At 68.0% G+C, this 25456-nt stretch carries 18 protein-coding genes; 6 read left to right on the top strand and 12 right to left on the bottom strand.

The window, feature by feature from the left end:
- Nucleotides 1-26: 26 nt before the first annotated feature.
- Nucleotides 27-680 carry an ABC transporter ATP-binding protein gene (locus tag JOE48_RS09785; protein WP_210029461.1) on the bottom strand — a complete coding sequence of 218 codons (654 nt, stop codon included), beginning with the start codon at nucleotides 678-680 and terminating at the stop codon, nucleotides 27-29.
- 295 nt (nucleotides 681-975) lie between these two features.
- On the opposite strand from JOE48_RS09785, the gene JOE48_RS09780 reads away from it, so the two are divergent.
- Together JOE48_RS09780 and frc are read left to right on the top strand one after the other, a co-directional pair.
- Nucleotides 976-1449, top strand: a complete 474-nt coding sequence (locus JOE48_RS09780; protein ID WP_210029460.1) for a PAS domain-containing protein — start codon at nucleotides 976-978, stop codon at nucleotides 1447-1449.
- Nucleotides 1450-1506: 57 nt separating this feature from the next.
- Nucleotides 1507-2757: a formyl-CoA transferase gene (gene frc, locus JOE48_RS09775; RefSeq protein ID WP_210029459.1), complete on the top strand. Its 1251-nt coding sequence runs from the start codon at nucleotides 1507-1509 to the stop codon at nucleotides 2755-2757.
- Between the two features lie 342 nt (nucleotides 2758-3099).
- On the opposite strand, the gene JOE48_RS09770 is transcribed toward frc, so the two are convergent.
- The 7 genes from JOE48_RS09770 to JOE48_RS09740 all read right to left on the bottom strand — a co-directional run bounded on the left by JOE48_RS09770 (nucleotide 3100) and on the right by JOE48_RS09740 (nucleotide 13093).
- The gene (locus tag JOE48_RS09770; RefSeq protein WP_210029458.1) at nucleotides 3100-3795 is read right to left on the bottom strand and encodes an alpha/beta hydrolase; all 696 of its coding nucleotides are present in this window, start codon (nucleotides 3793-3795) and stop codon (nucleotides 3100-3102) included.
- A 280-nt stretch (nucleotides 3796-4075) separates the two neighbouring features.
- Nucleotides 4076-5821 carry an oxalyl-CoA decarboxylase gene (gene oxc, locus JOE48_RS09765; RefSeq protein ID WP_210029457.1) on the bottom strand — a complete coding sequence of 582 codons (1746 nt, stop codon included), beginning with the start codon at nucleotides 5819-5821 and terminating at the stop codon, nucleotides 4076-4078.
- Between the two features lie 143 nt (nucleotides 5822-5964).
- Entirely contained in the window at nucleotides 5965-7251 is a 1287-nt protein-coding gene (gene oxlT, locus JOE48_RS09760) for an oxalate/formate MFS antiporter (RefSeq protein WP_210029456.1), read from the bottom strand.
- 372 nt (nucleotides 7252-7623) lie between these two features.
- Nucleotides 7624-9426: a hypothetical protein gene (locus JOE48_RS09755; RefSeq protein ID WP_210029454.1), complete on the bottom strand. Its 1803-nt coding sequence runs from the start codon at nucleotides 9424-9426 to the stop codon at nucleotides 7624-7626.
- A 114-nt stretch (nucleotides 9427-9540) separates the two neighbouring features.
- Nucleotides 9541-10629 (bottom strand): branched-chain amino acid aminotransferase, encoded by a 1089-nt coding sequence (locus JOE48_RS09750; protein ID WP_210029453.1) that lies wholly within the window; start codon nucleotides 10627-10629, stop codon nucleotides 9541-9543.
- Between the two features lie 91 nt (nucleotides 10630-10720).
- Entirely contained in the window at nucleotides 10721-12481 is a 1761-nt protein-coding gene (locus JOE48_RS09745; protein ID WP_210029452.1) for an ABC transporter ATP-binding protein, read from the bottom strand.
- 90 nt (nucleotides 12482-12571) lie between these two features.
- Complete coding sequence (locus JOE48_RS09740) at nucleotides 12572-13093, bottom strand: Spy/CpxP family protein refolding chaperone (protein ID WP_210029451.1); 522 nt, start codon at nucleotides 13091-13093, stop codon at nucleotides 12572-12574.
- 151 nt (nucleotides 13094-13244) lie between these two features.
- Here JOE48_RS09740 and JOE48_RS09735 point away from each other — a divergent pair, with 151 nt between their 5' ends.
- The 4 genes from JOE48_RS09735 (at nucleotide 13245) to JOE48_RS09720 (ending at nucleotide 18606) form a co-directional block, all read left to right on the top strand.
- A complete protein-coding gene (locus tag JOE48_RS09735) occupies nucleotides 13245-14207 on the top strand; it encodes a metal ABC transporter substrate-binding protein (RefSeq protein WP_210029450.1) in 963 nt (320 codons plus the stop codon).
- Between the two features lie 419 nt (nucleotides 14208-14626).
- Nucleotides 14627-16375: a heparinase II/III family protein gene (locus JOE48_RS09730; RefSeq protein WP_210029448.1), complete on the top strand. Its 1749-nt coding sequence runs from the start codon at nucleotides 14627-14629 to the stop codon at nucleotides 16373-16375.
- A gap of 70 nt (nucleotides 16376-16445) precedes the next feature.
- Entirely contained in the window at nucleotides 16446-18044 is a 1599-nt protein-coding gene (gene purH / locus JOE48_RS09725; RefSeq protein WP_210029447.1) for a bifunctional phosphoribosylaminoimidazolecarboxamide formyltransferase/IMP cyclohydrolase, read from the top strand.
- A gap of 331 nt (nucleotides 18045-18375) precedes the next feature.
- The gene (locus JOE48_RS09720; RefSeq protein WP_210029446.1) at nucleotides 18376-18606 is read left to right on the top strand and encodes a hypothetical protein; all 231 of its coding nucleotides are present in this window, start codon (nucleotides 18376-18378) and stop codon (nucleotides 18604-18606) included.
- A gap of 574 nt (nucleotides 18607-19180) precedes the next feature.
- Here JOE48_RS09720 and JOE48_RS09715 read toward each other — a convergent pair.
- The 4 genes from JOE48_RS09715 to acs form a co-directional block, all read right to left on the bottom strand.
- Nucleotides 19181-20815 (bottom strand): MFS transporter, encoded by a 1635-nt coding sequence (locus JOE48_RS09715; protein WP_210029445.1) that lies wholly within the window; start codon nucleotides 20813-20815, stop codon nucleotides 19181-19183.
- Nucleotides 20816-21109: 294 nt separating this feature from the next.
- Nucleotides 21110-22792, bottom strand: coding sequence for a cation acetate symporter (locus JOE48_RS09710; RefSeq protein ID WP_210029443.1), 1683 nt, complete (start codon nucleotides 22790-22792; stop codon nucleotides 21110-21112).
- Nucleotides 22789-23160 (bottom strand): DUF485 domain-containing protein, encoded by a 372-nt coding sequence (locus JOE48_RS09705; protein ID WP_210029441.1) that lies wholly within the window; start codon nucleotides 23158-23160, stop codon nucleotides 22789-22791. Before JOE48_RS09705 ends, JOE48_RS09710 begins: the two co-directional genes overlap by 4 nt.
- Nucleotides 23161-23298: 138 nt before the next feature.
- On the bottom strand, nucleotides 23299-25245 hold the full coding sequence (gene acs, locus JOE48_RS09700; RefSeq protein ID WP_210029440.1) for an acetate--CoA ligase: 1947 nt from the start codon (nucleotides 25243-25245) through the stop codon (nucleotides 23299-23301).
- Nucleotides 25246-25456: the final 211 nt, after the last annotated feature.

The raw sequence follows: 25456 nt of genomic DNA, 5'->3' as shown, positions 1-25456 counted from the left end.
TCTTTACGGCCGCGATCCGGGACGCCTCAGGCGTTGAGGCGTCGGTAGACCTCGATGGCGTCGTCGACATTCTCGTAGACGATCGCGCGCCCGTTGAGCAGCACGAGGCCCTGCGAGCACCATTTCCGGATCGTCTCCATCGAGTGCGAGATCATGATGATGTCGGCATGCTTGCACCGCTGAGAGAAGACTTCGTCGCAGCGCTTGGAGAAACGGGCGTCGCCCACCGAGGTGATCTCGTCGATCAGATAGCAGTCGAATGGAATCGCCATGCTCATCCCGAAGGCGAGCCGCGCGCCCATGCCGGACGAGTAGGTGTAGATCGGGACGTCCAGGTAGCTGCCGAGCTCGGAGAAATCCTCCACGAAGTCGAGGACCTTTCGGGGATCCTCGCCGTAGATCCGGGACACGAAGGTGACGTTGTCACGTCCGGTCATCTTCGGGTGGAATCCGCCGGCGAAGCCGAGGGGCCAGGAAACCCGCACGCCGCGGTGGATCTTCCCGCGCGTCGGATCCTCCGTCCCCGCGATCAGCCGCATCGTGGTAGACTTGCCGGCGCCGTTGATGCCGAGAATTCCGTAGGAGACGCCGGGCTTCAGGCTGAATGACGCCTGTTCAAGGATGGTCCGCCGATGGCCGTCCGTGCGGTAGACTTTGCTGACTTTCTCGAAACGGATCACCGAAATGGTCTCCAGGTCGGCCGAGCCGCTGGCCGGTGCCTCGGGGCTTGCCGGTACCTGCTCGCCGAAAGCGGCAAATCTGAGAAGGCGATAGCACCCAAGCGGTGCCGGGCGGGGCACGCTGCGGCCGTGCCGGCGCGCTACACTTCCTCCGGCATGAAAGTGCAGTCTTCTGCCCAGCCGTTGACGTCTTCCGGCATATGGCATACCAAATACCAACCGACCGAGCGCATTCGCACGATACGGCGCCGACAAGTCGGAACTTTAGCTCCACTGGTGGGGGGAAGGGCCGCGCATGACAGAGGCAGCGACCTGCACGGCCGCCGCATCCGCCCGCGAGCTCGAAGGCCTCGCGGAGGCGATCGGCGATGCCGTGGTGGTGGCCGATCCCGAGGGTGCGATCACGGTCTGGAATCCTGCGGCCGAGCGGATCTTCGGCTTTACCGCCGCGGAAGCGCTCGGCGAGACCCTCGACCTGATCACGCCCGAGCGGCACCGGCGCCGCCACTGGGACGGTTACGCGAAGACGATGCACACCGGCGTCACCCGGTATGGGGCGGAGACCCTGCGGGTGCCGGCGATCCACAAGGACGGCCGCCAGCTCTCCATCGCCTTCACGGTGGGGATGGTGCGGGACGCCTCCGACCGGGTGACCGGGATCGTCGCGGTGATCCGCGACGAGACCGCGCGCTGGGCCGAGGAGAAGCGCCTGCGCCAGCGCGTGGCCGAACTCGAAGCCTCCTCGGATCCGTCGCGCCGGGCACCTTAAGCCCGCCGGACGAGACCCGAAGGTCCCGATCACCAAACCGCACAGGGAGAACGCCCAATGAGCCAGCCGTTGGAAGGGATCAAGATCATCGACTTCACGCACGTCCAGGCCGGGCCTGCCTGCACGCAGCTGCTCGCTTGGTTCGGTGCCGACGTGATCAAGGTCGAGCGCCCCGGCGCCGGCGACGTGACCCGCACTCAGCTGCGCCACGTCGAGGACGCGGACGCGCTCTACTTCACGATGCTGAACTCGAACAAGCGCTCGCTGACCCTCGACACCAAGACCCAGGCCGGCAAGGAAGTTCTGGAGAAGCTGATCCAGGATTCGGACGTCATGGTCGAGAATTTCGGCCCCGGCGCGCTGGATCGGATGGGCTTCTCCTGGGCGCGGATCCAGGAGCTGAACCCGGGCATGATCCTGGCCTCGGTGAAGGGCTTCTCGGACGGCCACCATTACGAGGACCTGAAGGTCTACGAGAACGTCGCTCAGTGCGCGGGCGGTGCCGCCTCGACCACGGGCTTCTGGGACGGACCGCCCACCGTCAGCGCAGCCGCGCTCGGTGATTCCAACACCGGCATGCACCTCGCCATCGGAATCCTCACGGCGCTCCACCAGAAAAACAAGACCGGCAAGGGCCAGAAGGTCGCCGTGTCGATGCAGGACTCGGTCATCAACCTCTGCCGGGTGAAGCTGCGCGACCAGCAGCGTCTCGACGCGCTCGGCTACCTTGAGGAATACCCGCAATACCCCCACGGCGAGTTCTCCGACGTGGTGCCGCGCGGCGGCAATGCGGGCGGCGGCGGCCAGCCGGGCTGGGTGCTGAAGTGCAAGGGCTGGGAGACCGACCCGAACGCCTACATCTACTTCACGATCCAGGGCCATGCCTGGGCGCCGATCTGCAAGGTTCTCGGCAAGGAGGAGTGGATAGCCGATCCCGCCTACAACACGCCGCGGGCGCGCCAGGACAAGATCTTCGACATCTTCAAGACGATCGAGGAGTGGCTCGCCGACAAGACCAAGTTCGAGGCGGTGGACATCCTGCGCACCTACGACATCCCCTGCGCGCCGGTCCTGTCGATGAAGGAGATCGCCGAGGACAAGTCCCTGCGCGAGAGCGGCACCGTGGTCGAGGTGGCGCACCCGAAGCTCGGCAAGTACCTAACCGTCGGGAGCCCGATCAAGTTCTCCGACCTGAAGGTCGAGGTGAAGGCCTCGCCGCTGCTCGGCGAGCATACCGACGAGGTGCTGGCGGATCTGGGCTACACGCCGGAACAGATCCGGGCGATGCACGAGTCCCGCGCGGTCTGATCGACCGCCATCCTCCCGCTCCGAAGCCAGGACGGCGCCCCCGGGCGCCGTCCTTTTTCATGTCGGGACGCAAGACAGCTTTGCTTGCGGTCCATCGCTCGGCAACGGCAGGGCGGGGCGCAGGGATCGGCCTCTGACACGTGCGGCGAAATCCAGCCCGTCTTTGCGCGCGGAGCGAAGCAGTTCAGGGCCGCGCGACATCGCCGGATCGCCGGGCGGGGCGCTCCTGGATTGCTTCGCTCCGCTCGTAAGGACGAAGGGCTCGGACTTCGTTTGCCGCCCGTCTAGCCCCCGCCAGGGCGCGCAGGCGCGCCGGACCGGTGTCCTATCCGGCCAGGAGCGCTAGGCCACGCCTTCGGTCCCCGCCATGAAGAACGCCACGGCCTGCGCCACGACAGGCGGCTGGTGCGCGTGGGGGCCGTCATACTCGACATAGGTCACGTCGTAGCCGGCTTCCCGCAGCCGGGGCACGTGGATGCGTGCGCTCCGCGCGATCGGGATCTGCTCGTCCCGGAGGCCGTGCGAGAGGAACATTCGCGGCGCGCCGACCTGCACGTGTACCGACAGGAACCCGGCTGACGAGACGATGAGGTGGCTGGCGACGTCGCCGTTCGCCAGCCCGAGGGAAAGGGTGTAGCTGCCGCCATCCGAGTGGCCGGCGAAGCAGAGCCGCTCCGGATCGAGCAGGAAGCGGTCGGCCACCGCGTCGAGTGCCGCGGCAACCCGCTCCCGGTCCGGCCCGTGGCCGGCGATGACGATGTCCCAGGTCGGGAACAGCGATTGCGGGACGAGAAGCAGGAAGCGCTCGGCCTGCGCGTGCCCCTCCAGCATCGGCAGGATGCGCTCGGCACTGCCGCCGCCGCCATGGAACAGCACCACGAGCGGGCAGGGGCGGCGCGGCTCGAGGCGCTCGGGGACCACCAGCACCGCGTCGCGCTCGGCGAAGAGGCCGAGCTCGTGCCGTCCGGGGGGGAGGGGCTCGCCGGTGGGCAGCCGATGGCGGAAATGCAGGCGGCCGGCGAGGTCCGGATCGATCATGGATGCACCGTCACCGAACGGATGACCGATCCGCCGCCGTCTAAGCGAGCGCAGCGAAGCAATCCGGTCGCTCCGCGCGGATCGCGGCCGCGCTGCCCTGGGTCACTTCGCGTCGCGCGAGACGTCGGTGCGGGTGAAGATCTCCGGGCGGTCAGGAGCTTCAGCGGATCGCCATCCCGCACGGACCCGCGATGCCGTTCTCATCAAGGAAAGGGGCCGGGCTCGATACGCGAGCCCGGCTTCGATGGTTCGGATCAGAGATCTCGCGAGGATTTAAACCTCACTTCTTCTTCTTGATGCCGCTCTGCGGGTTGAGGCTGCCGATATTGCCGCTCTCGCTGCCAGCGGCCGGGTCGATGACGGCGTTGATCAGGGCCGGGCGGCCCGAATTCATCGCCTCGTTGACCGCGCGGGTCAGCTCGTCCGGCGTGGTGACGTTGTAGCCGACGCCGCCGAAGGCCTCCATCATCTTGTCGTAGCGGGAATCCTGCACGAAGACCGTCGTAGCCGGGTCACGGCCGGTCGGGTCGGTGTCGGTGCCGCGATAGATGCCGTTGTTGTTGAACACTACGATGCAGACCGGCAACCCGTAACGGCAGATCGTCTCGACCTCCATGCCGGAGAAGCCGAAGGCGCTGTCGCCCTCGACGCAGAGCACCGGCTTGCCGGTCTCGACCGCGGCCGCGACGGCGAAGCCCATGCCGATGCCCATGATACCCCAGGTGCCGACATCCAGGCGCTTGCGCGGCTGGTACATGTCGATGATGCCGCGGGCGAGGTCGAGGGTGTTGGCGCCTTCGTTGACCAGGATCGCGTCCGGCCGCTCCTTGATGATGGTGCGCAACGCGCCGAGCGCGGCGTGGAAGGTCATGGGCGAGGCGTTGCTCATCAGCTTCGGCGCCATCTTGGCGATGTTCGCCTCGCGCTTCGACTTCAGCGTCTCGATCCAGTCGGACGGGGGCTGCTGCCAGCCCTTGCCCATGCCCTCCAGCAGCGCCTGCACGCAGGAGGCGATGTCGCCGACCACGGGCGCGACGATCTCGACGTTCGAGTCCATTTCGCGGGGCTCGATGTCGATCTGGATGAACTTGGTCGAGCCCGGCTCGCCCCAGCTCTTGCCCTTGCCGTGCGACAGCAGCCAGTTCAGCCGGGCGCCGATCAGCAGCACGACGTCGGAGTCCTTCAGGGCCGTCGAGCGCGCAGCGCCGGCCGAGAGCGGATGGGTGTCGGGCAGGAGGCCCTTGGCCATGCTCATCGGCACATACGGGATGCCGCTGGTCTCCACGAGGGCGCGGATCGCCTCGTCGGCCTGGGCGTAGGCGGCGCCCTTGCCGAGCACGATCAGCGGACGCCGGGCGGATTTGAGCACCTCCAGCGCCCGCGCGATCGCTTCGGGGGCGGGGTGCTGGGCCGGAGCCGGATCGATCACCTTCACAAGCGACTTGCGGCCGGCCTCGGCGTCGATCACCTGGGCGAACAGCTTGGCGGGCAGGTCGAGATAGACGCCGCCCGGCCGGCCGGAGCAGGCGGCGCGGATGGCCCGCGCCACGCCGATGCCGATATCGGCCGCGTGCAGCACCCGGAACGCCGCCTTGCACAGGGGCTTGGCGATGGCGAGCTGGTCCATCTCCTCGTAGTCGCCCTGCTGCAGGTCGACGATCTCGCGCTCGGAGGAGCCCGAGATCAGGATCATCGGGAAGCAGTTGGTGGTGGCGTTGGCGAGCGCCGTCAGGCCGTTCAGGAAGCCCGGGGCCGAGACGGTGAGGCAGATGCCCGGCTTCTGGGTGAGGAATCCGGCGATCGCCGCGGCGTTGCCGGCATGCTGCTCGTGCCGGAACGAGATCACCCGCATGCCCTCGGCCTGCGCCATGCGGCCGAGATCGGTGATCGGGATGCCCGGTACGCCGTAGATCGTCTCGATGCCGTTGAGCTTGAGCGCGTCGATGACGAGGTGGAAGCCGTCGGTCAGGTCGGGCTCCGCCTCGACCTCGGGCGTGGGGTGGACGATCTTGGCGAGTGCGGTCATCACGGTTTCTCCCGGAGGATCGGTGTCAGTACGGGCGGCTCTCGGCGCCGGTTGGCCGAGGATCTCCCAAACTCCCGATGCAGGGGAGGGGGGGATCCGTAAGGGTGGGCGTCGCTTGAGTGACGTCGCGGCGCAGGGGTCGGTCAGGCCGCCCGGATCGGCTGGGCGCTGAGCGCCGCGGGATGCTCCTCCGCGGCGAGGTAGCGGGCTCGCATCGGCCGCAGGAGGAACATCGCCATCGCCGCCGCCGTCACGTTGAGAACGATGATCAGCGCGAACACCGCCGACCAGCCGTAAGCCGCTGAGAGCAGGCTGGCGAACGGAACCAGGAAGGCGGCGGTGCCCTTGGCGGTGTAGAGCAGGCCGGCATTGCTGGCGGCGTACTTCGAGCCGAACGTGTCGCCGCAGGTCGCCGGGAACAGCGAGTAGATCTCGCCGAACACTCCGAAATACACCGCCGTGGCGAAGACGAAGACCATCGGGATATGCCCGTAGGTCAGCAGCACGATCACCGCCAGCGCCGCCGTCGAGAAGGCGATGAACATCGTGTTCTCGCGGCCGATATGGTCAGAGACGAAGCCGAAGAACGGCCGGCCGAACCCGTCGAAGATCCGGTCGAGCGAGATCGCCAGCGTCAGCGCGGCCATCTGGAGGCCGAACAGGCTTACCGGCACGCCGGCCACCTGGAAGTCGTGGGCAATCGGGGCGATCTGCGCCGCCGCCATCAGGCCGCCCGACGCGACCATCACGAACATCGCGTACATCACCCAGAAGACCGGGGTGCGCACCGCCTCGCGGGGGCTGCGGTCGACCTTGGTCTGCGGCAGGCGCGTGCTCTTCCGCTGAACCGGCGTGGTGGTCGACGGCTTGCGCAGCAGGAAGGCGAGGGCGAACACCACGACGCCCTGACCGATACCGAAGTACAGGAAGGCATCCTGGTAGCCGTTGGAGGCGATCATGCGGGCGATCGGGACGACCGTGATGGCCGCACCCGCGCCGAAACCGGCAGCCGTGGCGCCGGCGGCGAGACCGCGGCGATGCGGAAACCACTTGAGGGCGTTGCCCACGCAGGTGCCGTACACCGAGCCCGCGCCGATGCCGGCGATCACGGCTCCGAGATACAGCATGAACAGGCTGTCGGCGTAGGCGTCGATCGTCCAGGCCAGGGCGATCATCACGCCGCCGAAGGCGACCACGATCTTCGGGCCGTAGCGGTCGACGAACCAAGCCTCGACCGGGACCAGCCAGGTCTCGGTAGCGACGAACAGCGTGAAGGCGAGCTGGATCGCCGCGCGGCCCCAGTGATATCGCTGGTCGATCGGATCGACGAACAACGTCCAACCGTATTGAAGGTTGGCGATCATGGCCATGCAGATCACGCCGAAGGCGAGCTGCCACCATTTCGCCGAAGGCGAGTCCTGGCGTTCCATCCCTGAGCCTCTTCTCTTGGGCGGCGCGGCCTTGCTGTGGCGGCGTCTCGAGTGCGCCGATCATCATGCACATCTGTTCTAGGTATGCAATATACCAGCGTGAGACGGACGGGATGAACTGTCAGGCAGGAGATATTATTCCGTTTCACGCCCGGGCCGGATGAGGCGGCAGGGCCTCCCGACGGACGATGAGGACGCTTCCCGGCATCGATCCGCCGCCGTCCTTGCAAGCGGGGCGAAACCTATCCAGGGAAGCGCCGAGACTTCGGATGTCGGGCCGCCCTGGGTCACATCGCGTCGCTCGTGATGACGGTGGGAGCGGCATCGACCGCGGCTTTCACACGAAGACCCGGACTGTGCCGCCCGCCGTCGCTATAAGGCCTCCGTGGCTGTCCCAGGCCCCCAGGTACCGAGCGTCGGCGCATCGGCCGGGTCCAGCGTTTCGTCGAGGACGGGGATCGGGCCCGGATCGGCCGGAAAGCCGATGAGCGCGCAGGCCGCCGCCCATTCCGACCCTTCCTTTACCGCGGCCAGGGCGCCGGGATCCAGCGCGGTGATCCGCCCGCGGTCGAGGCGCAGGATCGCCCGTCCGGTCTCGGCCTGTACGAAGCGGACCACGGCCATCCTGCGCAGGCATTCGCTCAGGAAGGCGGTGTTGGCGGATGCCGAGAGGTCGGCGCCGTTGAACACCGCTTCGGGGCCGCGGGCGAAGATGTCGACTTTCCGGAAGCGATCGATGTCGATCAGCCCCTTCACGTCGAGGATGTTGAGGATACCGTCCGCCCAGAACGCGATCGTGCGCGGTCGCTCGCCCAGCGGCACGCTGTTGTCGAGGAACTCGCAGACCACCTGCTTGTCCCGCGACAGCGCCCAGTTGAAGAACAGGCGCGGCATCCCGGTATAGGCCTCGACGTTGTGGGCCAGCAGGTCCTCCACGGCCTTGTAGCGGCCGAACAGCTCGCCGCGCTTCCAGGCCCGCTCGACGGTGTCGGCCGGGGGCGTGACCATGAACTGCATGTAGACCCGGTCGCCGAACCGCGTGAGCAGCTGGCCGCCGCCGTCGGATCCGGCCTCCGCCTGGAAGCTGTCGAACCGGAACCGGTCGATCAACAGGTTCGAGATCCGCCGCTCGGCCGCTTTGCGGGTGACGTAGCGGTCGAGCTTCATGTCGATGATCTCGACCTCGTAGCCGGTGAGCGTCCCGGCGTAGCGTGAGGCGGCTCCCAGGCTGTCGTAGTCGAGGAGGTACTTGCGCCAGACATCCGGGGTGATGACCGCGAAATCCGACCACGCCATGCCGAGGCGCCTGGCAAGCCCGAGCTGGTAGGGGCGGATCGTGCTCTTGCCGGAGGCCGAGGCGCCCTTGACGTTCATCACCACCGGATGGTCCTGCGGCGCGAGCCGGCGGTAGCCGTGCGCGTCCACCACCGCGCCGATCCAGGGCTCGATCAGTTCGCCGATGCGGCGGCTGCCGTAGCCGTTCGAGACCAGCGTCCCCGCGATGGTTCGCAGCAGGGCCGCGTCGCGGATGACGGCATTCTGCCGGGCGATGAGACCCGACACCACGGTGCGCAGCGCCTCACAGGCGGCGATCTCAAGGGCGTCGCCGGCTTCGGCGGCGCGCCGCTGCCAGGTTTCGAGATGGCGCAGGGCCCGGGTCGCGAGATCCTCGCGCGGGGGTTCGATGACCGGCGGGCGGCGTCCAAGGAGTCGGTCGAGCCAACGCGGCTCCGGCGGCTTTGGGGCCGGCGGGTCGTCCAGGATGGCGCCGACCTCGCGGGCGAGCACCGCGTCGGCCTCGGCGCGGATCCCGGCCAGGGCGGCCTCGACCTGGCCGAGGCGCGGCTCGATCCCCTCGCGCAGGATCGTGGCGACGATGGCCCGGAAGTTCACGCCGAGATCGGCGTAGACCGCGCCCACCGGCACCGACAGGTCCGACATGACCCGGATCAGGACCTCGTGGACGACGAGGCGACCGGCCCGGAACCGGGTGAGCTGCCGGGCGGGCAGCCCGCAGAGGTCGCTCAGATCCAGGGCGTCGCGGAGCGGCGTCTCGACGTGCTCGGCCCGGTAGACGGTGACCAGCGGTAGGAACGCGGACGGCAGATCGGACCGGACGCCCGGGTTCCAGGGGCCGATGGCCGGTTCCGGAGTTTGGGCTGGCGCGTCGGTCATCCGTGCGTCTTCCTCCCTCCCCCGCAATGGGGGAAGGGCGGGCACGTGGCGGAGCCGCGGTGCAGGCGGAGCGAATTCACCCCGCTCACCGCCCGTACACGCAGATCGAACGTCTCAAAAAACCTTCTGGAACCAGCCATGGGCGTCATTGGTGTTGCCCCGCTGGATGTCCACCAGCAGGCTTCGCAGCCGCTGGGCCACCGGCCCGGCCTTGCCGGTCCCGATGGTGAAGGTCTCCTCCCGGCCCTTCACGGTGCCGATCGGTGTGATCACCGCCGCCGTGCCGCAGGCGAAGGCCTCGGTAAGGCGGCCCTCCCGCACATCGGCACGCCAGGCATCGATCGTGTAGGGCTCTTCCTTCACGGTGAGACCGACTTCCCGCGCCAGCGTGATCACCGAGTCGCGGGTGATCCCGTGCAGGATGCTGTCCGAGAGTGGCGGGGTGACCAAGGTCCCGTCCTCGAACACGAAGAACACGTTCATGCCGCCGAGTTCCTCGATGTAGCGGCGCTCGACCGCGTCGAGGAACACGACCTGCTCGCAACCCTGCGCGACAGCCTCCGATTGTGCCGCGAGGCTCGCCGCGTAATTGCCGCCGCACTTGGCCGCGCCGGTGCCGCCCGGGGCGGCCCGCGTGTAGTGCTCCGACACCCAGACCGAGACGGCGCTGTTCGGATCCTTGAAGTACGAGCCCACCGCCGACGCGATGGTGATGAACAGGTACTCGGAGGCCGGCCTCACCCCGAGGAACGCCTCCGTGGCGATCATGAACGGCCGCAGATAGAGGCTGCCGTCCGGCGTGTTGGGGATCCACGCCCGATCGATCTTGACGAGCTTGTGCATCGCCTCGACGAACGCGGTCTCCGGAAACGGCGCGATCGCCAGGCGCTCGGCCGAGTGGCGGAAGCGGCGCGCGTTGGCGTCCGGCCGGAACAGGGCGGCGCCGCCATCGGCGGTGCGGTAGGCCTTGAGGCCCTCGAAGATCTCCTGGGCGTAGTGCAGCACCGCGGAGGCGGGATCGAGGGGGATCGCCTGGCGCGCCTGGATCCGCGCGTCGTGCCAGCCGCGGCCGGCCTCGTAGCGCGCCACCACCATGTGGTCGGTGAACACCTTGCCGAAGCCGGGATTCGCCATCAGCGCTGCCCGCTCCTCGGCGGCCCGCGGGGCGGGATGACTCTGGATCTCGAACGTCAGGTCGCTCACGGTGTGGTCCTCATCGGCTGACGCCCTTATGGCGCGCTCCGGCGCGCGAATCTACGGAGCCGGCGCATGACGGCGGCGCCGGATATGCGAGTCATTCCGCGGTCGCGGGCTCCGACAATTGCAGACGGTGCAGGCGCGCATAGGCGCCGCCGGCCGCGATGAGGACGTCGTGCCGCCCGGTCTCGATCACCCGGCCGGCTTCCATCACGGCGATCTGATCGGCGTCGCGCACCGTCGAGAGGCGATGGGCGATGACCAGGGTGGTGCGGCCGCGCATCAGCCGGGTCAGCGCTTCCTGGACCAAGCGCTCCGATTCGGAATCGAGGGCCGAGGTCGCCTCGTCGAGAAGCAGGATCGGCGCGTCCTTGAGGAAGGCGCGGGCGAGCGCCACGCGCTGCCGTTCACCGCCGGAGAGCCGGCCGCCGCCGGGGCCGACCCGGAATTCGTAGCCCTCCGGCAGGGCCATGACGAAGCCGTGGGCCGCGGCCGCGGCCGCCGCCGCCTCGATCTCCGCACGGGTCGCCCCCGGACGGCCGAAGCCGATATTGGCGGCGATCGTGTCGTCGAACAGGACGACCTCCTGCGAGACCACCGCCACGGCGGCGCGCAGGGAGGCCAGGGTGACGGCGCGCACGTCCTGGCCGTCGATGGTCACGGCGCCGCCGGTGACGTCGTAGAGCCGCGGGACGAGGTTGAGCAGCGAGGATTTCCCCGATCCGGAGCGCCCGACGAGCGCGGTGACGGAGCCCTCGGAGACTGTGAGATCGATGCCCTCCAGCGCCGGCGCGTCCGGCCGATAGCGGAAGTGCACGCCCGCAAAACGGATGGCGCCCGCTTTCACCGTCAACGACCGGGCATCCTGCGCCTCGCGGATGGCGGGCGCCTCATCCATAACGTCGAAGTAGCGCCGCAGCGCGGCCGCCGCCTCTTGCAGGATGGCGTTGAGGTTGCCCAGGGCCCGGGCCGGCTGCGCGGCCAGCAGCAGGGCCGCCACGTAGCCGGTGAAGTCACCGACCGTCTTCTCGCCCGCCAGAACCCGCTGCCCGACCAGCACCAGCACGCCCGCCACCGCGATGCCGCCGCCGATCTCGAGCAGCGGGTCGAGGCGCCCGCGGGCATTGGCGGCCTTCATCTTCAGGCGGCGGACCTCGTCGAGCGCCGCGGCGGCGCGGCCCTTCAGATAGGATTCCATCGCATAAGTCTTGGCGACGCGGGCGCCCTGCAGGCTCTCGGAGATCAGGCTGGCGGTGGCGCCCATCTGCTCCTGGGTCGAGGTCGAGACCCGCCGGAGCTTCTTGCCGATCCGGCCGATCGGCCCGGCCACGAACGGCACCGTGAGCCCGGCCACCAGTGTCAGCACCGGATCCATCCAGATCAGCGCCGCCACGAGGCCGATCAGCATCGCGATGTCGCGCAGCAGCACCGTGGAGATGCGGGTCAGGGCCTCCTTGATGAAGGCGAAGTCGGTGGTGAAGCGCTGGGTGAGCGCCGCCGGGCTCTCACGGCCGAGCTGGGCCAGATCCGAGTCGATCAGGTGCCCGTAGAGCGCCGCCTGCATGTCGGCCTCGACCCGGGTGACCACCCGGTTGGTCAGCACCGTCTGCCCGTAGAGTGCGAATCCGCGCGTGGCCGTGACCACGATCACCACGAGCGGCCCGTAGGCGATGGCCGCCGCATCCTTGCGGTCGAAGGCGTCGAACGCGGCCTTGATCAGCGCCGGGTAGAGCCCGGTCGAGGCGCCGACCAGCGCGATCAGCACCAGCACGACCGCGAGGGTGGCCCGGTGCGGATACAGCCAGATGCGCCAGAGCCGGACGAGGAGGGGAGCCGTGTCGCCGGGAAGGCGCGCCATGAAACCTACCGGGTCGGATCCGTGCCGCCCGTACAGGATGTGCGGCGGCAGCGGTTTGCCGCCGCCGCCGCCGCGGATCAAGGCTTTTGGTCAGCGGTCGTCGCTGTGCGGTCCGCGATCGGCGTCGTGGCCGTGGTGCCAGCCGCCGTGACGAGGGCCGCCCATGGGCCGAGCGAGGATCATGGCGCGCCGCTTCTGGTCCTGGTCCAGGCTGGCGTAGAGCGGCTGCGAGGCGTCGGCGAGCTTGCGCAGGGCGTCGCCACGGGCGGTCGCGGAATCCGCCATCGCCCGCAGGGCCGCGGGGGCATCGTCGACGAATTTGGGCCGGTCGCGCATCGCCTCGCGGCGCTGCTGGCGCAGCTTCGCCATGTCGCGGATCGCCGATTCCACCGGCGGCCACAGCTTCTCCTGATCGGGATTGAGCTTCAGGCCGGCATGCAGGGCCGCGATGCGGGCATCCGTGAAGGCCGCGCGGTCCTCGGGGCTGAGCGCGCTCCAGCGGCCGTGCCCGCGGAAGCCCTCGGGTCCATGGTCGCGTGCAACGGCCGCGCCGGCCAGCCCCAGCCCGAGCGCACCGGTGATCAGGATGGCCGCTCTCAAACGTCGGGACATGCAATCCTCCGTCTTAACGCCCTGGACACCGTCGTGACCGGCGGTCGGCGACGGCCTCCGACGCCGCGCATCTGGCGCCAGGCTTGTATCCCGCTTGTATATGTAACAATGTTACACTAATCCCCATGTCGCGCAGCGGGCGGAGGTAGACATGGTGCGGCGGGCGGCGGCAACGATCGGGATCGCGTGGCTCGCGGGTCTCGCGCTGTGTCTCGGCCTCGCCGTGCCGGCCGCTGCGCAATCCGGTGCGCGTTCGGTCCGCGCGATCGCGAGCTTCTCGATCCTGGCCGATCTGGTCAGGGAGGTCGGCGGCGCGCACGTGACGGTGTCGACGCTTGTCGGGCCCGACTCTGACGCGCACGGGTTCAGCCCCTCACCGGGCGACGCACGCAAGGTCGCCGAGGCCGACATCGTCATCGTCAACGGCTTGGGGCTCGAGGGCTGGCTCGACCGGCTGATCCGGGCCTCCGGCACGCGCGCACCGGTGGTGGTCGCCTCAACGGGGATCACGCCGATCGCCGCGCAGGACGAACACGCCCATGGCGACGGCCTCGGTGACCGCGACCACGGACACGGGGATCACGCCGTCGACCCGCATGCCTGGCAGGATGTCGCCAACGTGCGGATCTACGTTGCCAACATCCGGGATGGCCTCGCCCAGGTCGATCCGGCCCATGCCGACGCCTATCGCGAGGCCGCGGCCGGCTTCATCATCAAGCTCGACGCGCTGGAGCGGGATGTCCGGGCGGCGATCGCCCGCATACCGCCGGAGCGGCGGCGGATCATCACCACGCACGACGCCTTCGGCTATTTCGCGGCGGCCTACGGCCTCCGCTTCATCGCGCCGCAAGGCGTGTCCACCGACAGCGAGGCGAGCCCGCGGGATGTCGCGGCGATCATCCGCCAGATCCGCAAGGAGCGTGTCCCCGCGGTCTTCCTCGAGAACATCAGCGACCCGCGCCAGATGGAGCAGATCGCTCGCGAGGGCGGTGCACGACTCGGCGGCAAGGTCTATTCCGACGCGCTCTCGGCGCCCAACGGGCCGGCCGCAACCTATCTGGACCTGATGCGGTCGAACGTGCAGGCCTTCGACGCCGCGCTGGCTCCGGGCTAGGGCCGCCAGCGGCCGGATCGGTGCGGGTTTCTTACCCGCGCGGGCCTAAGATACCAGGCCTCGGACGATTCACCGCCGCATCCGGGTCTCGACGCAGTCCATCGGCTTCGTCATTCCGGGGCGCCGAAGGCGAGCCCGGAATCCGGAGCTGCTGATGCGTGCACACTTTCGAGCGAGTGGGGTTTCCGGATCCCGGGCTCCGCTGCGCGGCCCCGGAACGACGGGGTGAGGCAGGTCCCCGCCGCGCGTGTGCATCCCGATGCCTCGCCGTGGTTCGCCTTCACCGCGTCGGACATGACATAGCGTAAACCGGCGGTTAAGAGGCCCTCACTAGCCTTACGAAACGGGTGCCAGCCGATCCTCGTCCACGAGGGCTCAAGGCCTTGGGGCCTTGTGAAAACGCGCAGCTCGGAGATCGCGTGGCTTGGGGGCCTGACCGCTGGCGCTTCTATCGGCTCGTCGCGCGCGAGGCCGCGCGCGCCGTCCGCGCGGCCAGCGCCAGCGTCACCGCTCCGCCCGACATCCTCGCCCGGATGCGGGTGACCGGGCTGGTAATCGCTCCGCAGGATCTGCGCACCTCCGATGCGACCTTCGCGGACGATATCTACGCCGGCCTGTTCGTCTTCGCGGGTCGCTCTCTGGCGGCGAGCGGCGGCTCGCCCTTCGACTATGCCGCGCCCTCGCCGGAATGGGCCGACGAGCTCTACGGCTTCGGCTGGCTGCGGCACCTGCGCGCCGCCGACACCGCGCTCGCCCGGGCGAATGCCCGCGCCTTCGTGGCCGATTTCATCGCCGGACGGGGTGACGCGGCGCTCGCCCGGCACACCCCGGTGGCCGCCCGGCGGCTGATCTCATTCCTGTGCCAGTCCCCGCTCGTGCTCGAGGGGGCCGACCACGGCTTCTACCAGAGCTTCCTCAAGGCCATCGCCCGCAACGCGCAGCAGCTCGAGCGCGACATTCGGCGCGGCGTGCCGCCGCAATGGCGCCTCAACGCCGCGGTGGCGCTCTGCTATGCCGGCCTGTGCTGCGACGGCATCCAGCCGATCCTGCGCCGGGCGACCCGGATCCTGTCGCGGGAACTCGATCGGCAGATCCTCACCGACGGCGGCCACCGCTCCCGCGACCCGCGCTTCGCCATGGAGCTGCTGCTCGACCTGCTGCCCCTGCGCCAGAGCTATCTGAGCCGCAGCGTCGAGCCCCCTCTGGCGCTGCTGCGCGCCGTCGACCGGATGCTGCCGCTGCTGCGGCTGCTGCGGCACCCCGATGCCTCGCTCAGCCATTTCAACGGCATGGGCGCCACCGATGCGGACCATCTCGCGACGCTGCTGGTCTATGACGGCGCGCTCGCCCGCCCGCTGATGCATGCCCCGAACTCCGGCTACGAGCGCCTGGAGGGTGGCCGGGTCGTCATCGTGGCCGATGTCGGCGCGAGCCCGCCGCTGCCCTACTCGGTGAATGCCGGGGCGGGCTGCCTCGCTTTCGAGATGTCGAGCGGCCCCCAGCGAATCATCGTCAATTGCGGCCTGCCGGCGAGTGGGCCGGATCTGCGCCTCCTCGCCCGCTCGACGCCCGCGCATTCCACCGCCTCGGTCGCCGACACGTCCTCGTGCCGGTTCCTCACCCGCACTGGCTGGTGGGGAGATCGATGCCTGGCCGACTGGTTGATCCGGCGGCGCGGGCCCATGGTGCTGGACGGACCGTCCGAGGTGGCGGCCGAGCGGGCCGAGGATGTCGACAGCGTCACCCTCGCGGCCCGCCACGACGGTTACGGGCGGGATTTCGGCATCGTGCACGAGCGCCGCTGGCAGCTTTTCGCCGCGACCGCACGCCTGGAGGGCCGGGATGCCTTCCTGCGCCAGGGCAAGGCCGCCAGCCGGGCGCGCCAGCGCGGCCAGAACGTCGCCATCCGCTTCCACCTGCATCCCGGCATTGCCGTACGCGGAATTCCGGAAGGCCTCGAACTCGCCTCGGCGCTCGGCGAGATCTGGACCTTCCGCGCGGAGAACGCCGAGATCACCCTTGAGGAGAGCGTGTACTTCTCGGGCCTGACCGGACCGCGCCGCACCGACCAGATCGTGCTGCACCTGCGGGTCTCCGAGGATGTCGAGGTGCGCTGGAGCTTCGAGCGCCTGGCCTCGGCGCCCCTCAGGGGCGTCGCGCCATCTTGACAGGGCGGCTGGCCCGCATCCCCGTTTCCATGCTACCGCGCGCCGAAATCTCGAACCCCGGCACGAAGCTATGGCGCACGATCAGGTGCGGATCTCCCGCGCGCTCCTCTCGGTCTCCGACAAGACCGGCCTCGTCGACTTCGCGCGGGCGCTGCACGAGCGCGGCGTCGCACTGGTCTCGACGGGGGGCACCCACCGGGCGCTGCAGGATTCCGGCCTGCCGGTGACCGAGGTCGCCGACCTGACCGGCTTTCCCGAGATGATGGACGGCCGGGTGAAGACGCTGCATCCGGCGGTACATGGCGGCCTGCTCGCCATCCGCGACAACCCCGAGCACCAGGCCGCGCTCGCCGCCCACGGGATCGGCGCGATCGACCTGCTGGTGGTGAACCTCTACCCCTTCGAGGCGACCATCGCGGCCGACAAGCCGGATGCCGACTGCATCGAGAACATTGATGTCGGCGGGCCGGCCATGATCCGCGCGGCGGCCAAGAACCACGCCGACGTGGCCGTCGTCACCGACGCCGCGGATTATCCGGCCGTGCTGGCCGCGCTGGAAGCCAACAACGGTGCCACCGGGGCGGAGCTGCGGCGCCGCCTGGCGCAGAAGGCGTTTGCCCGCACCGCCGCCTACGACGCGGCCATTGCCAACTGGATGGCTGGCCGCTTCGGGTCCGGCGAACCGGCCCTGTTCCGTGCCTTTGGCGGAACCCTCGCGCAGGGCTTGCGCTACGGTGAGAACCCGCACCAGAAAGCCGCCTTCTACCGGGCTCCCGGCAGAGTGCGCGCCGGCGTGGCGACGGCCCGCCAGCTTCAGGGCAAGGAGCTGTCCTACAACAACTTCAACGACACCGATGCGGCCTACGAATGCGTCGCCGAGTTCGACCCGGCGCGTTCGGCCGCGGTGGCGATCATCAAGCACGCCAACCCGTGCGGCGTCGCCGAGGGCACGAGCCTGCTGGAGGCCTACGAGCGGGCGCTGAGCTGCGATCCGACCTCGGCCTTCGGCGGTATCGTGGCGCTGAACCGGACGCTGGACGCCGAGGCGGCCCGTCGAATCGTCGAGATTTTCACCGAGGTGATCATCGCTCCGGACGCCACGCCCGAGGCGGCGGCGATTGTCGCGGCCAAGAAGAACCTGCGGCTTCTCCTGGCCGGCGGCCTTCCCGATCCCCGAGCTGCCGGCGAGATGGTGCGCTCCGTCTCCGGCGGCCTGCTGGTCCAGGGCCGGGACGCGGCCGTCGTGGACGACATGCCGCTCCAGGTCGTCACCCGGCGCGCACCGAGCGAGGCCGAGCTCGCCGATCTGCGGTTCGCCTACCGGGTCGCCAAGCACGTGAAGTCGAACGCCATCGTGTACGCAAAGGACGGCGCCACCGTGGGGATTGGCGCGGGTCAGATGTCGCGGGTCGATTCCTCGCGCATCGCAGCCTGGAAGGCCGCGGAGGGCGCCAAGCGCCTCAATCTGCCGAAGAGCCTCGCGGTCGGTTCCGTTGTGGCGTCGGACGCCTTCTTCCCGTTCGCCGACGGTCTGCTGGCGGCGGCCGAGGCGGGCGCGACGGCGGTGATCCAGCCGGGCGGCTCGATGCGCGATTCGGACGTGATCGCGGCAGCCGACGAGGCCGGTCTCGCGATGGTCCTGACAGGGCATCGCCATTTCCGCCACTGAGGCGCGGTCCAGTCCGGCCAGAATTGCGCGGGGGCTTCCGTTAACGCTCTGCCGCGAAAAGGTGCTCCGGACCGACTTGTCGACCGCGCGCATGTCGTCGCCGGACACGCTATAGTGTTCATCGAATGGCGATCTATAAAGATTCGACGTCGCGTCGCGGTTCGATGCTAATTTGTCGATTTTTGTAACTCAACGTACCGATCGAGGTGGCGGAAAAACTCACGACCGGACACGGGTTGATCTCATTTCCCCAGATTGCCATGATGGCTCAGCTATCTTTGCGCTGATCGCGGCGCGCGATGTCTGAACGCGGTCTCATCTGGGTGGTTTGATGCTCGTCGCCGCGATGTTGTTCTTGGTCGGTTGGGTGATCGGCCGTCTGTTCGGTGTGGTTGTGTTGGTGATGACCTCGTCCGTGATCCTGTTCACGGCGATGACCATCTTTATGGCCGTATTCGGGATCGATCTCCTGCACGTGCTGATCACGCTCGGCTATCTCACTGCGCACCAATCCGGATATCTGCTCGGTGCCTATTGCGGCGGCTACCAAGAGAGCAACTGACGCCGGCCGCAGCCGTCACCACCACCAGACCCAGCGTCCGGCCTCACTGTTCACAGCAACCCATATCGCTAATGTTGCCAGGCACCAGCTGACTACAAGTGAAAGTGGTGGCCTCTTGCCCGATTCACGCACGGGTCTCGTTGTCAGGTCGTTCACGTCCGCTGGTTTCCGGTCTTTGGGTTCAGGCCAGTCTATACGGCGAAGTACGAGTTATGATTCCGTTGATCCGGCTTTTGATCGCGGATCCACGCCCGAGTTCGATTTGTCTTGATGCATATCGTTGTGTTTTAGCAAGCACGTTCATCGGCCGGCGACGACAGTCATGACGGCAAATAATATAAATACTTGCACGTAAAAGGACGGAAATATTGAGTTACATCCTCCGGTTGCTACAATCCAAAAGCAAATGTCGATGTGCGTATAGCGTCCGTCCGGTCCGCACGGCGTGATTGAGCGCACGCGGCATGGCAGCGCAGGCATGGGGGTGAGCGGGCCGGGCGGGCTGCGCCAGGGCCCACATGACAACGCCCAGGCCGCGCGGGCGGCCTGGGCGTCGGTTGGGCGGATCCGCGGCTCAGGTATCGGCGAAGATGTCGCGGTCCTTGGTTTCGGGCACGAACAGCACGCCGATGATCACCGTCGCGACCGCGATGACGATCGGGTACCAGAGGCCGAAATAGATGTCGCCGGTCTGAGCCACCATGGCGAAGGCAGTCGCCGGCAGCAGGCCGCCGAACCAGCCATTGCCGATATGGTAGGGCAGCGACATCGACGTGTAGCGGATCCGGGTCGGGAACAGCTCCACCAGCATGGCGGCGATCGGGCCGTAGACCATTGTGACGAACAACACGAGGATGAACAGCAGGCCGATCACCTGCGCGACCTGCGGCCGGAAGATGTCGAACGGGTTCGACATCTTGACGATCTCGGGGTCGCCGGCCTTCGGATAACCGGCGGCCTGGAGCGCTGTGGTCGTAGCCTTGTTGGCCTCGACGTTGCCGCCCTGCGGGTAAGGGATCTCGGTGTCATTGACCCGGATCGTCGTGGGCTGTCCGGCGGCACCGGGGGCAGTCGAGTAGCGCACCGACGATTTCGACAGGAAGTCGCGGGCGAGGTCACAGGGTGCGGTGAACACCCGGGTTCCGACCGGGTTGAACAGGGTCCCGCAGACGGCCGGATCGGCCGTCACCGTCACCTTCACGCTCTCGATCGCCGCCTCGAGCTTCGGATTGGCGGTCGAGGTGATGCCCTTGAAGATCGGGAAGAACGTCGCCGCCGCGATCGCGCAGCCCGCCAGGATGATGACCTTGCGGCCGATCTTGTCCGACAGCCAGCCGAAGACCACGAAGAAGCCCGTGCCGAGGAGCAGCGACCACGCAATCAGCAGGTTGGCCGTGTAGCCGTCGACCTTGAGGATCGATTGCAGGAAGAACAGCGCGTAGAACTGTCCCGTGTACCACACCACGCCCTGACCGGCGACGAGGCCGAACAGGGCGATAATCGCGAACTTGGCATTCCGCCATTCGCCGAAGGCCTCGGTGAGCGGCGCCTTCGAGGTCTTGCCTTCGTCCTTCATCTTCTGGAAGGCGGGCGATTCGGAGAGCTGCAGGCGGATCCACACGGAAATACCGAGCAACAGCACCGAGACCAGGAACGGGATGCGCCAGCCCCACTCGGCGAAGGCGGCCTCGCCGGTGAAGCTCCGGGTCGCCAGGATGACGAGGAGCGACAGGAACAGGCCCAGCGTCGCGGTGGTCTGGATCCAGCTCGTATAGAAGCCGCGCCGGCCGTTGGGGGCGTGCTCGGCCACGTAGGTCGCCGCGCCGCCGTACTCGCCGCCGAGGGCGAGGCCCTGGGCGAGACGCAGGACGATCAGGATGATCGGCGCCGCGATGCCGATGGTGGCCGCGTTCGGCAGGATGCCGACGATGAAAGTCGACAGACCCATGATCAGGATCGTGATCAGGAAGGTGTACTTGCGTCCGACCAAGTCGCCGATGCGGCCGAAGACCAGGGCACCGAATGGCCGGACGATGAAGCCCGCCGCGAAGGCCAGCAACGCAAAGATGTCGCGTGTGGCCGGCGGATAGGCCGAGAAGAACTGTGCGCCGATGATCGCCGCGAGAGAGCCGTAGAGGTAGAAATCGTACCACTCGAACACGGTGCCGAGCGAGGACGCGAAGATCACGCGTTTCTCGGCCGAAGTCATCGGCCTCGCGGCGTCTCCGGTCCGCGGGATCGCGGTTGCCACAGCCATTAAACAGGTCCTCCCAGACGCATACGGGCGCACCGGGCCTCGGATCGCCCCATCACCGCCCCTTTTCCCGGACGGCTCTGCGCAGAGCGCAGATCACGTATGCGTTATCGCAAGGGTCGGGCAGGTCAACCGGTAAAGCGATCGTGAAGAATCCTATCAACACGGGCGCTTACGCGTATGGGCCGAAAACCGCGAAGGGCGCGGCTGACGCCGCGCCCTCCACCTGTTCGATGCTTCGAGCCCGGATCAGTGCGCGTGCGCGCCGGACGCCCCGATCCCCGTCTCGGAACGCACGTACTGCGCCTCGAATGAAGCCCGCTCGCGCTGGGCCCGCCGGGACTTGTCCATCAGCGACACGATCCAGATCGTCGCGAAGGCCAGCGGCATCGAGAACAGGGCCGGGTTGTCGTAGGGGAAGAGCGGGGCCGGGTTGCCCAGCGTCGCCACCCAGACGGCCTTCGACAGCACGACCATGATCACCGCGGCAAGCAGGCCGACGAGGCCGCCGGCGAGCGCGCCCCAGGTGGTGGTGCCCCGCCACAGGATCGACATGGCCAGCACCGGGAAGTTGCAGCTTGCCGCCACCGCGAAGGCCAGCCCGACCATGAAGGCGACGTTCTGGTTCTCGAATACGTAGCCGAGGTAGATCGCCACGATGCCGATCAACACGGCCGAGATCTTCGACAGGTTGACCTCGTGCTTCTCGGTGGTGCGCCCGCGGGCGATCACCTGGGCGTAGAGGTCGTGGCTGATCGCCGACGCGCCGGCCAGCGTCAGGCCGGCGACGACCGCGAGGATCGTCGCGAAGGCCACGGCGGAGATGAACCCGAGGAAGTACGGGCCGCCCACCGCGTTGGCGAGATTGACCGCCACCATGTTGGTGCCGCCGATCATGTCCTTCAGCTTGTCGAAGGTCCCGGCCGCGCCGAGCTTGAAGTAGCTCGGATCCGACATCAGCAGCGCGATGCCGCCGAAGCCGATGATGAAGGTCAGGATGTAGAAATAGCCGATCAGGCCGGTGGCGTAGAACACCGACTTGCGTGCCGCCTGGGCGTCCGACACCGTGAAGAACCGCATCAGGATGTGCGGCAGGCCGGCGGTGCCGAACATCAGGCCGACGCCGAGCGAGATCGCCTCGATCGGGTTCGACACGAGGCCGCCCGGCGCCATGATGGCGTCGCCCTTCGGATGGACCTGCACGGCGCTGGCGAACAGCACCTCCGGGTTGAAGCCGTACTTGAACAGCACCGCGCCGGCCATGAAGGTCGCGCCGCCCAGGAGCAGGCACGCCTTGATCACCTGCACCCAGGTGGTCGCCTTCATGCCGCCGAAGGCGACGTAGACGATCATCAGGACGCCGACGATGATCACCGCGTAGAGGTAGGGCAGGCCGAACAGGAGCTGGATCAGCTTCCCCGCGCCGACCATCTGGGCGATCAGGTAGAAGGCCACCACCACGAGGGTGCCCACCGCCGAGATGATGCGGATCGACGTCTGGTCGAGGCGGAAGCTCGCCACGTCGGCGAAGGTGAATTTGCCGAGGTTACGCAGGCGCTCGGCGATCAGGAACAGCACGATCGGCCAGCCGACCAGGAAGCCCGTGGAGTAGATCAGCCCGTCGAAGCCCGACGTGTAGACGAGGCCGGAGATGCCGAGGAACGAGGCCGCCGACATGTAGTCGCCGGCGATCGCCAGCGAGTTCGTCCCGGCCGAGATGCCGCCGCCCGCCGCGTAGAAGTCGGCCGCCGACTTGGTGCCCTTGGCCGCCTTGTAGGTGATGCCGAGCGTCAGCAGCACGAAGAACAGAAACATCAGGATGGCCGGCCAGTTCGTCGCCGATTGCTGCACGGCGCCGAGATCCGGTCCGGCGGCGTAGGCCGCGCCAGCCGCGATGGTGGCGAGCGTCAGGCCGAGGAGGAGGCGGTTCATCGGGCCACGCTCCGCTTGAGGGCGGCGCTCAACGCGTCGAAGCGCGTATTGGCCCGGGCCACGTAGACGCCCGTGAGCGCGAAGGCGAACAGGATCACGAAGACGCCAGCGAACAGCCCGACGGAGGCGGTGCCGCCGACCTTCACGGCCAGCAGCGACTTGTCGAAGGCGATCAGGCCGATGAAGCCGAAATAGACCACCAGCATCAGGATGGTCAGGATCCAGGCGAACCGGGTGCGCTCGCCAACGAGCTGCTGGAATTCCGGGGTCCGGACGATCCGCTCGACCTGCGGATCGACGTCGGTTCCGAGTGGTCGTGTTCCCGGGGGCGTCGTGCGCCCTCGAAGGTCGAGTGTCGTGCCGCTCATGGCTGTTCCTCCCGCGAGGGCGCGCTCTGGCCCTCCGGTCCGTCGTGTTGAAGGTCGTGGTTCTTGTTGGAGGCGGGCGCCGCACCGGCATCCGCCCCGTTCCGGTTCCGCGCCGCCTTTCTGGCCGCGCGGCCGCGATCAGGCCCGATTCTGCCGGTTCTCGATCAGGTCCTCGACGACGGCCGGCTCGGCCAGTGTCGAGGTGTCACCGAGCGAGCTGAAATCGTCCTCGGCGATCTTGCGCAGGATCCGGCGCATGATCTTACCCGAACGGGTTTTGGGCAGGCCGGGCGCGAACTGGATCAGGTCCGGCGAGGCGATCGGCCCGATATTCTTGCGGACCCAGGTCACGAGCTCCTTGCGCAGGGCGTCGTCGCCCTCCTCGCCGTCGTTGAGGGTGACGTAGGCGTAGATGCCCTGACCCTTCACGTTGTGCGGGTAGCCGACGACGGCCGCCTCGGCGACCTTCGGGTGGGCGACCAGCGAGGATTCGACTTCCGCCGTGCCCATGCGGTGGCCCGAGACGTTGATGACGTCGTCGACCCGGCCGGTGATCCAGTAATAGCCGTCGGCGTCCCGCCGCGCGCCGTCGCCGGTGAAATACTTGCCCGGATAGGTCGAGAAGTAGGTCTGCTCGAACCGCTCGTGATCGCCGTAGACCGTGCGCATCTGGCCCGGCCAGGAATCCGCGATGCACAGGTTGCCCTCGCAGGCGCCTTGCAGGACTTTGCCCTCGCCGTCGACCATCTCGGGCTTCACGCCGAAGAACGGCCGGGTCGCCGAGCCGGGCTTGAGCGCGGTGGCACCGGGCAGCGGGGTGATCAGGATGCCGCCGGTCTCAGTCTGCCACCACGTGTCGACGATCGAGCAGCGCTTGTCGCCGACGACGTTGTAGTACCACTCCCAGGCTTCCGGGTTAATCGGCTCGCCGACCGAGCCCAGGACGCGCAGCGATTGCCGGGACGTCTTCTTCACCGGCCCCTCGCCGCCGCCCATCAGCGAGCGGATGGCGGTCGGCGCCGTGTAGAAGATGTTGACCTTATGCTTGTCGATCACCTCCCAGAACCGGGAGGTCGACGGATAGGTCGGGATCCCCTCGAACATCAGCGTCGTGGCGCCGTTCGCGAGGGGGCCGTAGACGATGTAGCTGTGGCCGGTGACCCAGCCGACATCGGCCGTGCACCAGTACACGTCGTTCTCGCGGTAATCGAAGACGTATTCGTGCGTCATCGACGCGTAGACGAGATAGCCGCCGGTCGTGTGGACCACGCCCTTCGGCTGGCCGGTCGAGCCCGAGGTGTAGAGGATGAACAGCGGGTGCTCGGCCTCCACGGCCGTGGCCGGGCACTCGTCGGTCACCTGTTCGGCGGCCTCGTCGTAGTAGACGTCCCGGCCCGCCTCCATGGCGACGCTGCCGCCCGTGCGCCGGACCACGACCACGTGGTCGACGAGGTCGCTGCCGATGCGCTTGATCGCCTCGTCGACATTGGCCTTGAGCGGCACCTTGCGGCCGCCGCGCAGGCCCTCGTCGGCCGTGATCACCAGCTTCGAGCCGCAGCCCTGGATGCGTGAGGCGAGGGAATCCGGCGAGAAACCGCCGAAAACGATCGCGTGGATCGCGCCGAGCCGCGCGCAGGCGAGCATCGCGTAGGCGGCCTCCGGGATCATCGGCAGATAAAGCGTGACCCGGTCGCCCTTGCCGACGCCGCGGTTGCGCAGCACGTTGGCCATCCGACAGACCTGGGCGTGCAGCTCGCGATAGCTGATGTGCTTGGACTCGTCGGGATTGTCGCCTTCCCAGATGATCGCCGTCTGATCGCCGCGGCGCTCCAGATGGCGGTCGATGCAATTATAGGCGACGTTTGTCGTGCCGTCCTCGAACCACTTGATCGAGACCTTGCCGGGCTCGAAACTTGTGTTCTTGACGCGCGTGTACGGCGTCATCCAGTCGATGCGCTTGCCGTGCTCGCTCCAGAAGGCGTCCGGATTGGAAACCGACGCCTCATACATCTGCCGATACTTGGCGTCGTCGACGTGAGCGCCCTCACGCCACGCAGCCTGCACCTCGATGACCCTGCCTTCCATGGCGTTCCATCCCTGTTTTGGTGCCCGATCGTATCGCGGTGAATGCCGCGCAGCCAGGACTTCCAAAGTAACGTAGCCTACATTCTACGATGACGGTATCATCGTCTTTCCGCCTGCGCGGGCGTCGGTTCTGCTAAATAAATTGGGCGCAATGTAAGGGGCTGATTGAAGCTTCGGCGATGCCCTGTCAAGCCGAGTTGAAGGGCAGCGA

Source organism: Methylobacterium sp. PvR107, from assembly GCF_017833295.1.
In the GTDB taxonomy this organism is placed as follows: Bacteria; Pseudomonadota; Alphaproteobacteria; order Rhizobiales; family Beijerinckiaceae; genus Methylobacterium.
Note: the sequence above shows the minus strand (reverse complement) of the source record. Positions and strands in the feature narration are given on the sequence as shown.

What these genes read in the sequence shown, in the direction of transcription:
- JOE48_RS09780 (WP_210029460.1), top strand. Translation starts at nt 976, where the DNA reads ATGACAGAGGCAGCGACCTGCACGGCCGCCGCATCCGCCCGCGAGCTC.
- frc (WP_210029459.1), top strand. Translation starts at nt 1,507, where the DNA reads ATGAGCCAGCCGTTGGAAGGGATCAAGATCATCGACTTCACGCACGTC.
- JOE48_RS09770 (WP_210029458.1), bottom strand. Translation starts at nt 3,795, where the DNA reads ATGATCGATCCGGACCTCGCCGGCCGCCTGCATTTCCGCCATCGGCTG.
- oxc (WP_210029457.1), bottom strand. Translation starts at nt 5,821, where the DNA reads ATGACCGCACTCGCCAAGATCGTCCACCCCACGCCCGAGGTCGAGGCG.
- oxlT (WP_210029456.1), bottom strand. Translation starts at nt 7,251, where the DNA reads ATGGAACGCCAGGACTCGCCTTCGGCGAAATGGTGGCAGCTCGCCTTC.
- JOE48_RS09755 (WP_210029454.1), bottom strand. Translation starts at nt 9,426, where the DNA reads ATGACCGACGCGCCAGCCCAAACTCCGGAACCGGCCATCGGCCCCTGG.
- JOE48_RS09745 (WP_210029452.1), bottom strand. Translation starts at nt 12,481, where the DNA reads ATGGCGCGCCTTCCCGGCGACACGGCTCCCCTCCTCGTCCGGCTCTGG.
- JOE48_RS09740 (WP_210029451.1), bottom strand. Translation starts at nt 13,093, where the DNA reads ATGTCCCGACGTTTGAGAGCGGCCATCCTGATCACCGGTGCGCTCGGG.
- JOE48_RS09735 (WP_210029450.1), top strand. Translation starts at nt 13,245, where the DNA reads ATGGTGCGGCGGGCGGCGGCAACGATCGGGATCGCGTGGCTCGCGGGT.
- purH (WP_210029447.1), top strand. Translation starts at nt 16,446, where the DNA reads ATGGCGCACGATCAGGTGCGGATCTCCCGCGCGCTCCTCTCGGTCTCC.
- JOE48_RS09720 (WP_210029446.1), top strand. Translation starts at nt 18,376, where the DNA reads ATGCTCGTCGCCGCGATGTTGTTCTTGGTCGGTTGGGTGATCGGCCGT.
- JOE48_RS09715 (WP_210029445.1), bottom strand. Translation starts at nt 20,815, where the DNA reads ATGACTTCGGCCGAGAAACGCGTGATCTTCGCGTCCTCGCTCGGCACC.
- JOE48_RS09710 (WP_210029443.1), bottom strand. Translation starts at nt 22,792, where the DNA reads ATGAACCGCCTCCTCCTCGGCCTGACGCTCGCCACCATCGCGGCTGGC.
- JOE48_RS09705 (WP_210029441.1), bottom strand. Translation starts at nt 23,160, where the DNA reads ATGAGCGGCACGACACTCGACCTTCGAGGGCGCACGACGCCCCCGGGA.
- acs (WP_210029440.1), bottom strand. Translation starts at nt 25,245, where the DNA reads ATGGAAGGCAGGGTCATCGAGGTGCAGGCTGCGTGGCGTGAGGGCGCT.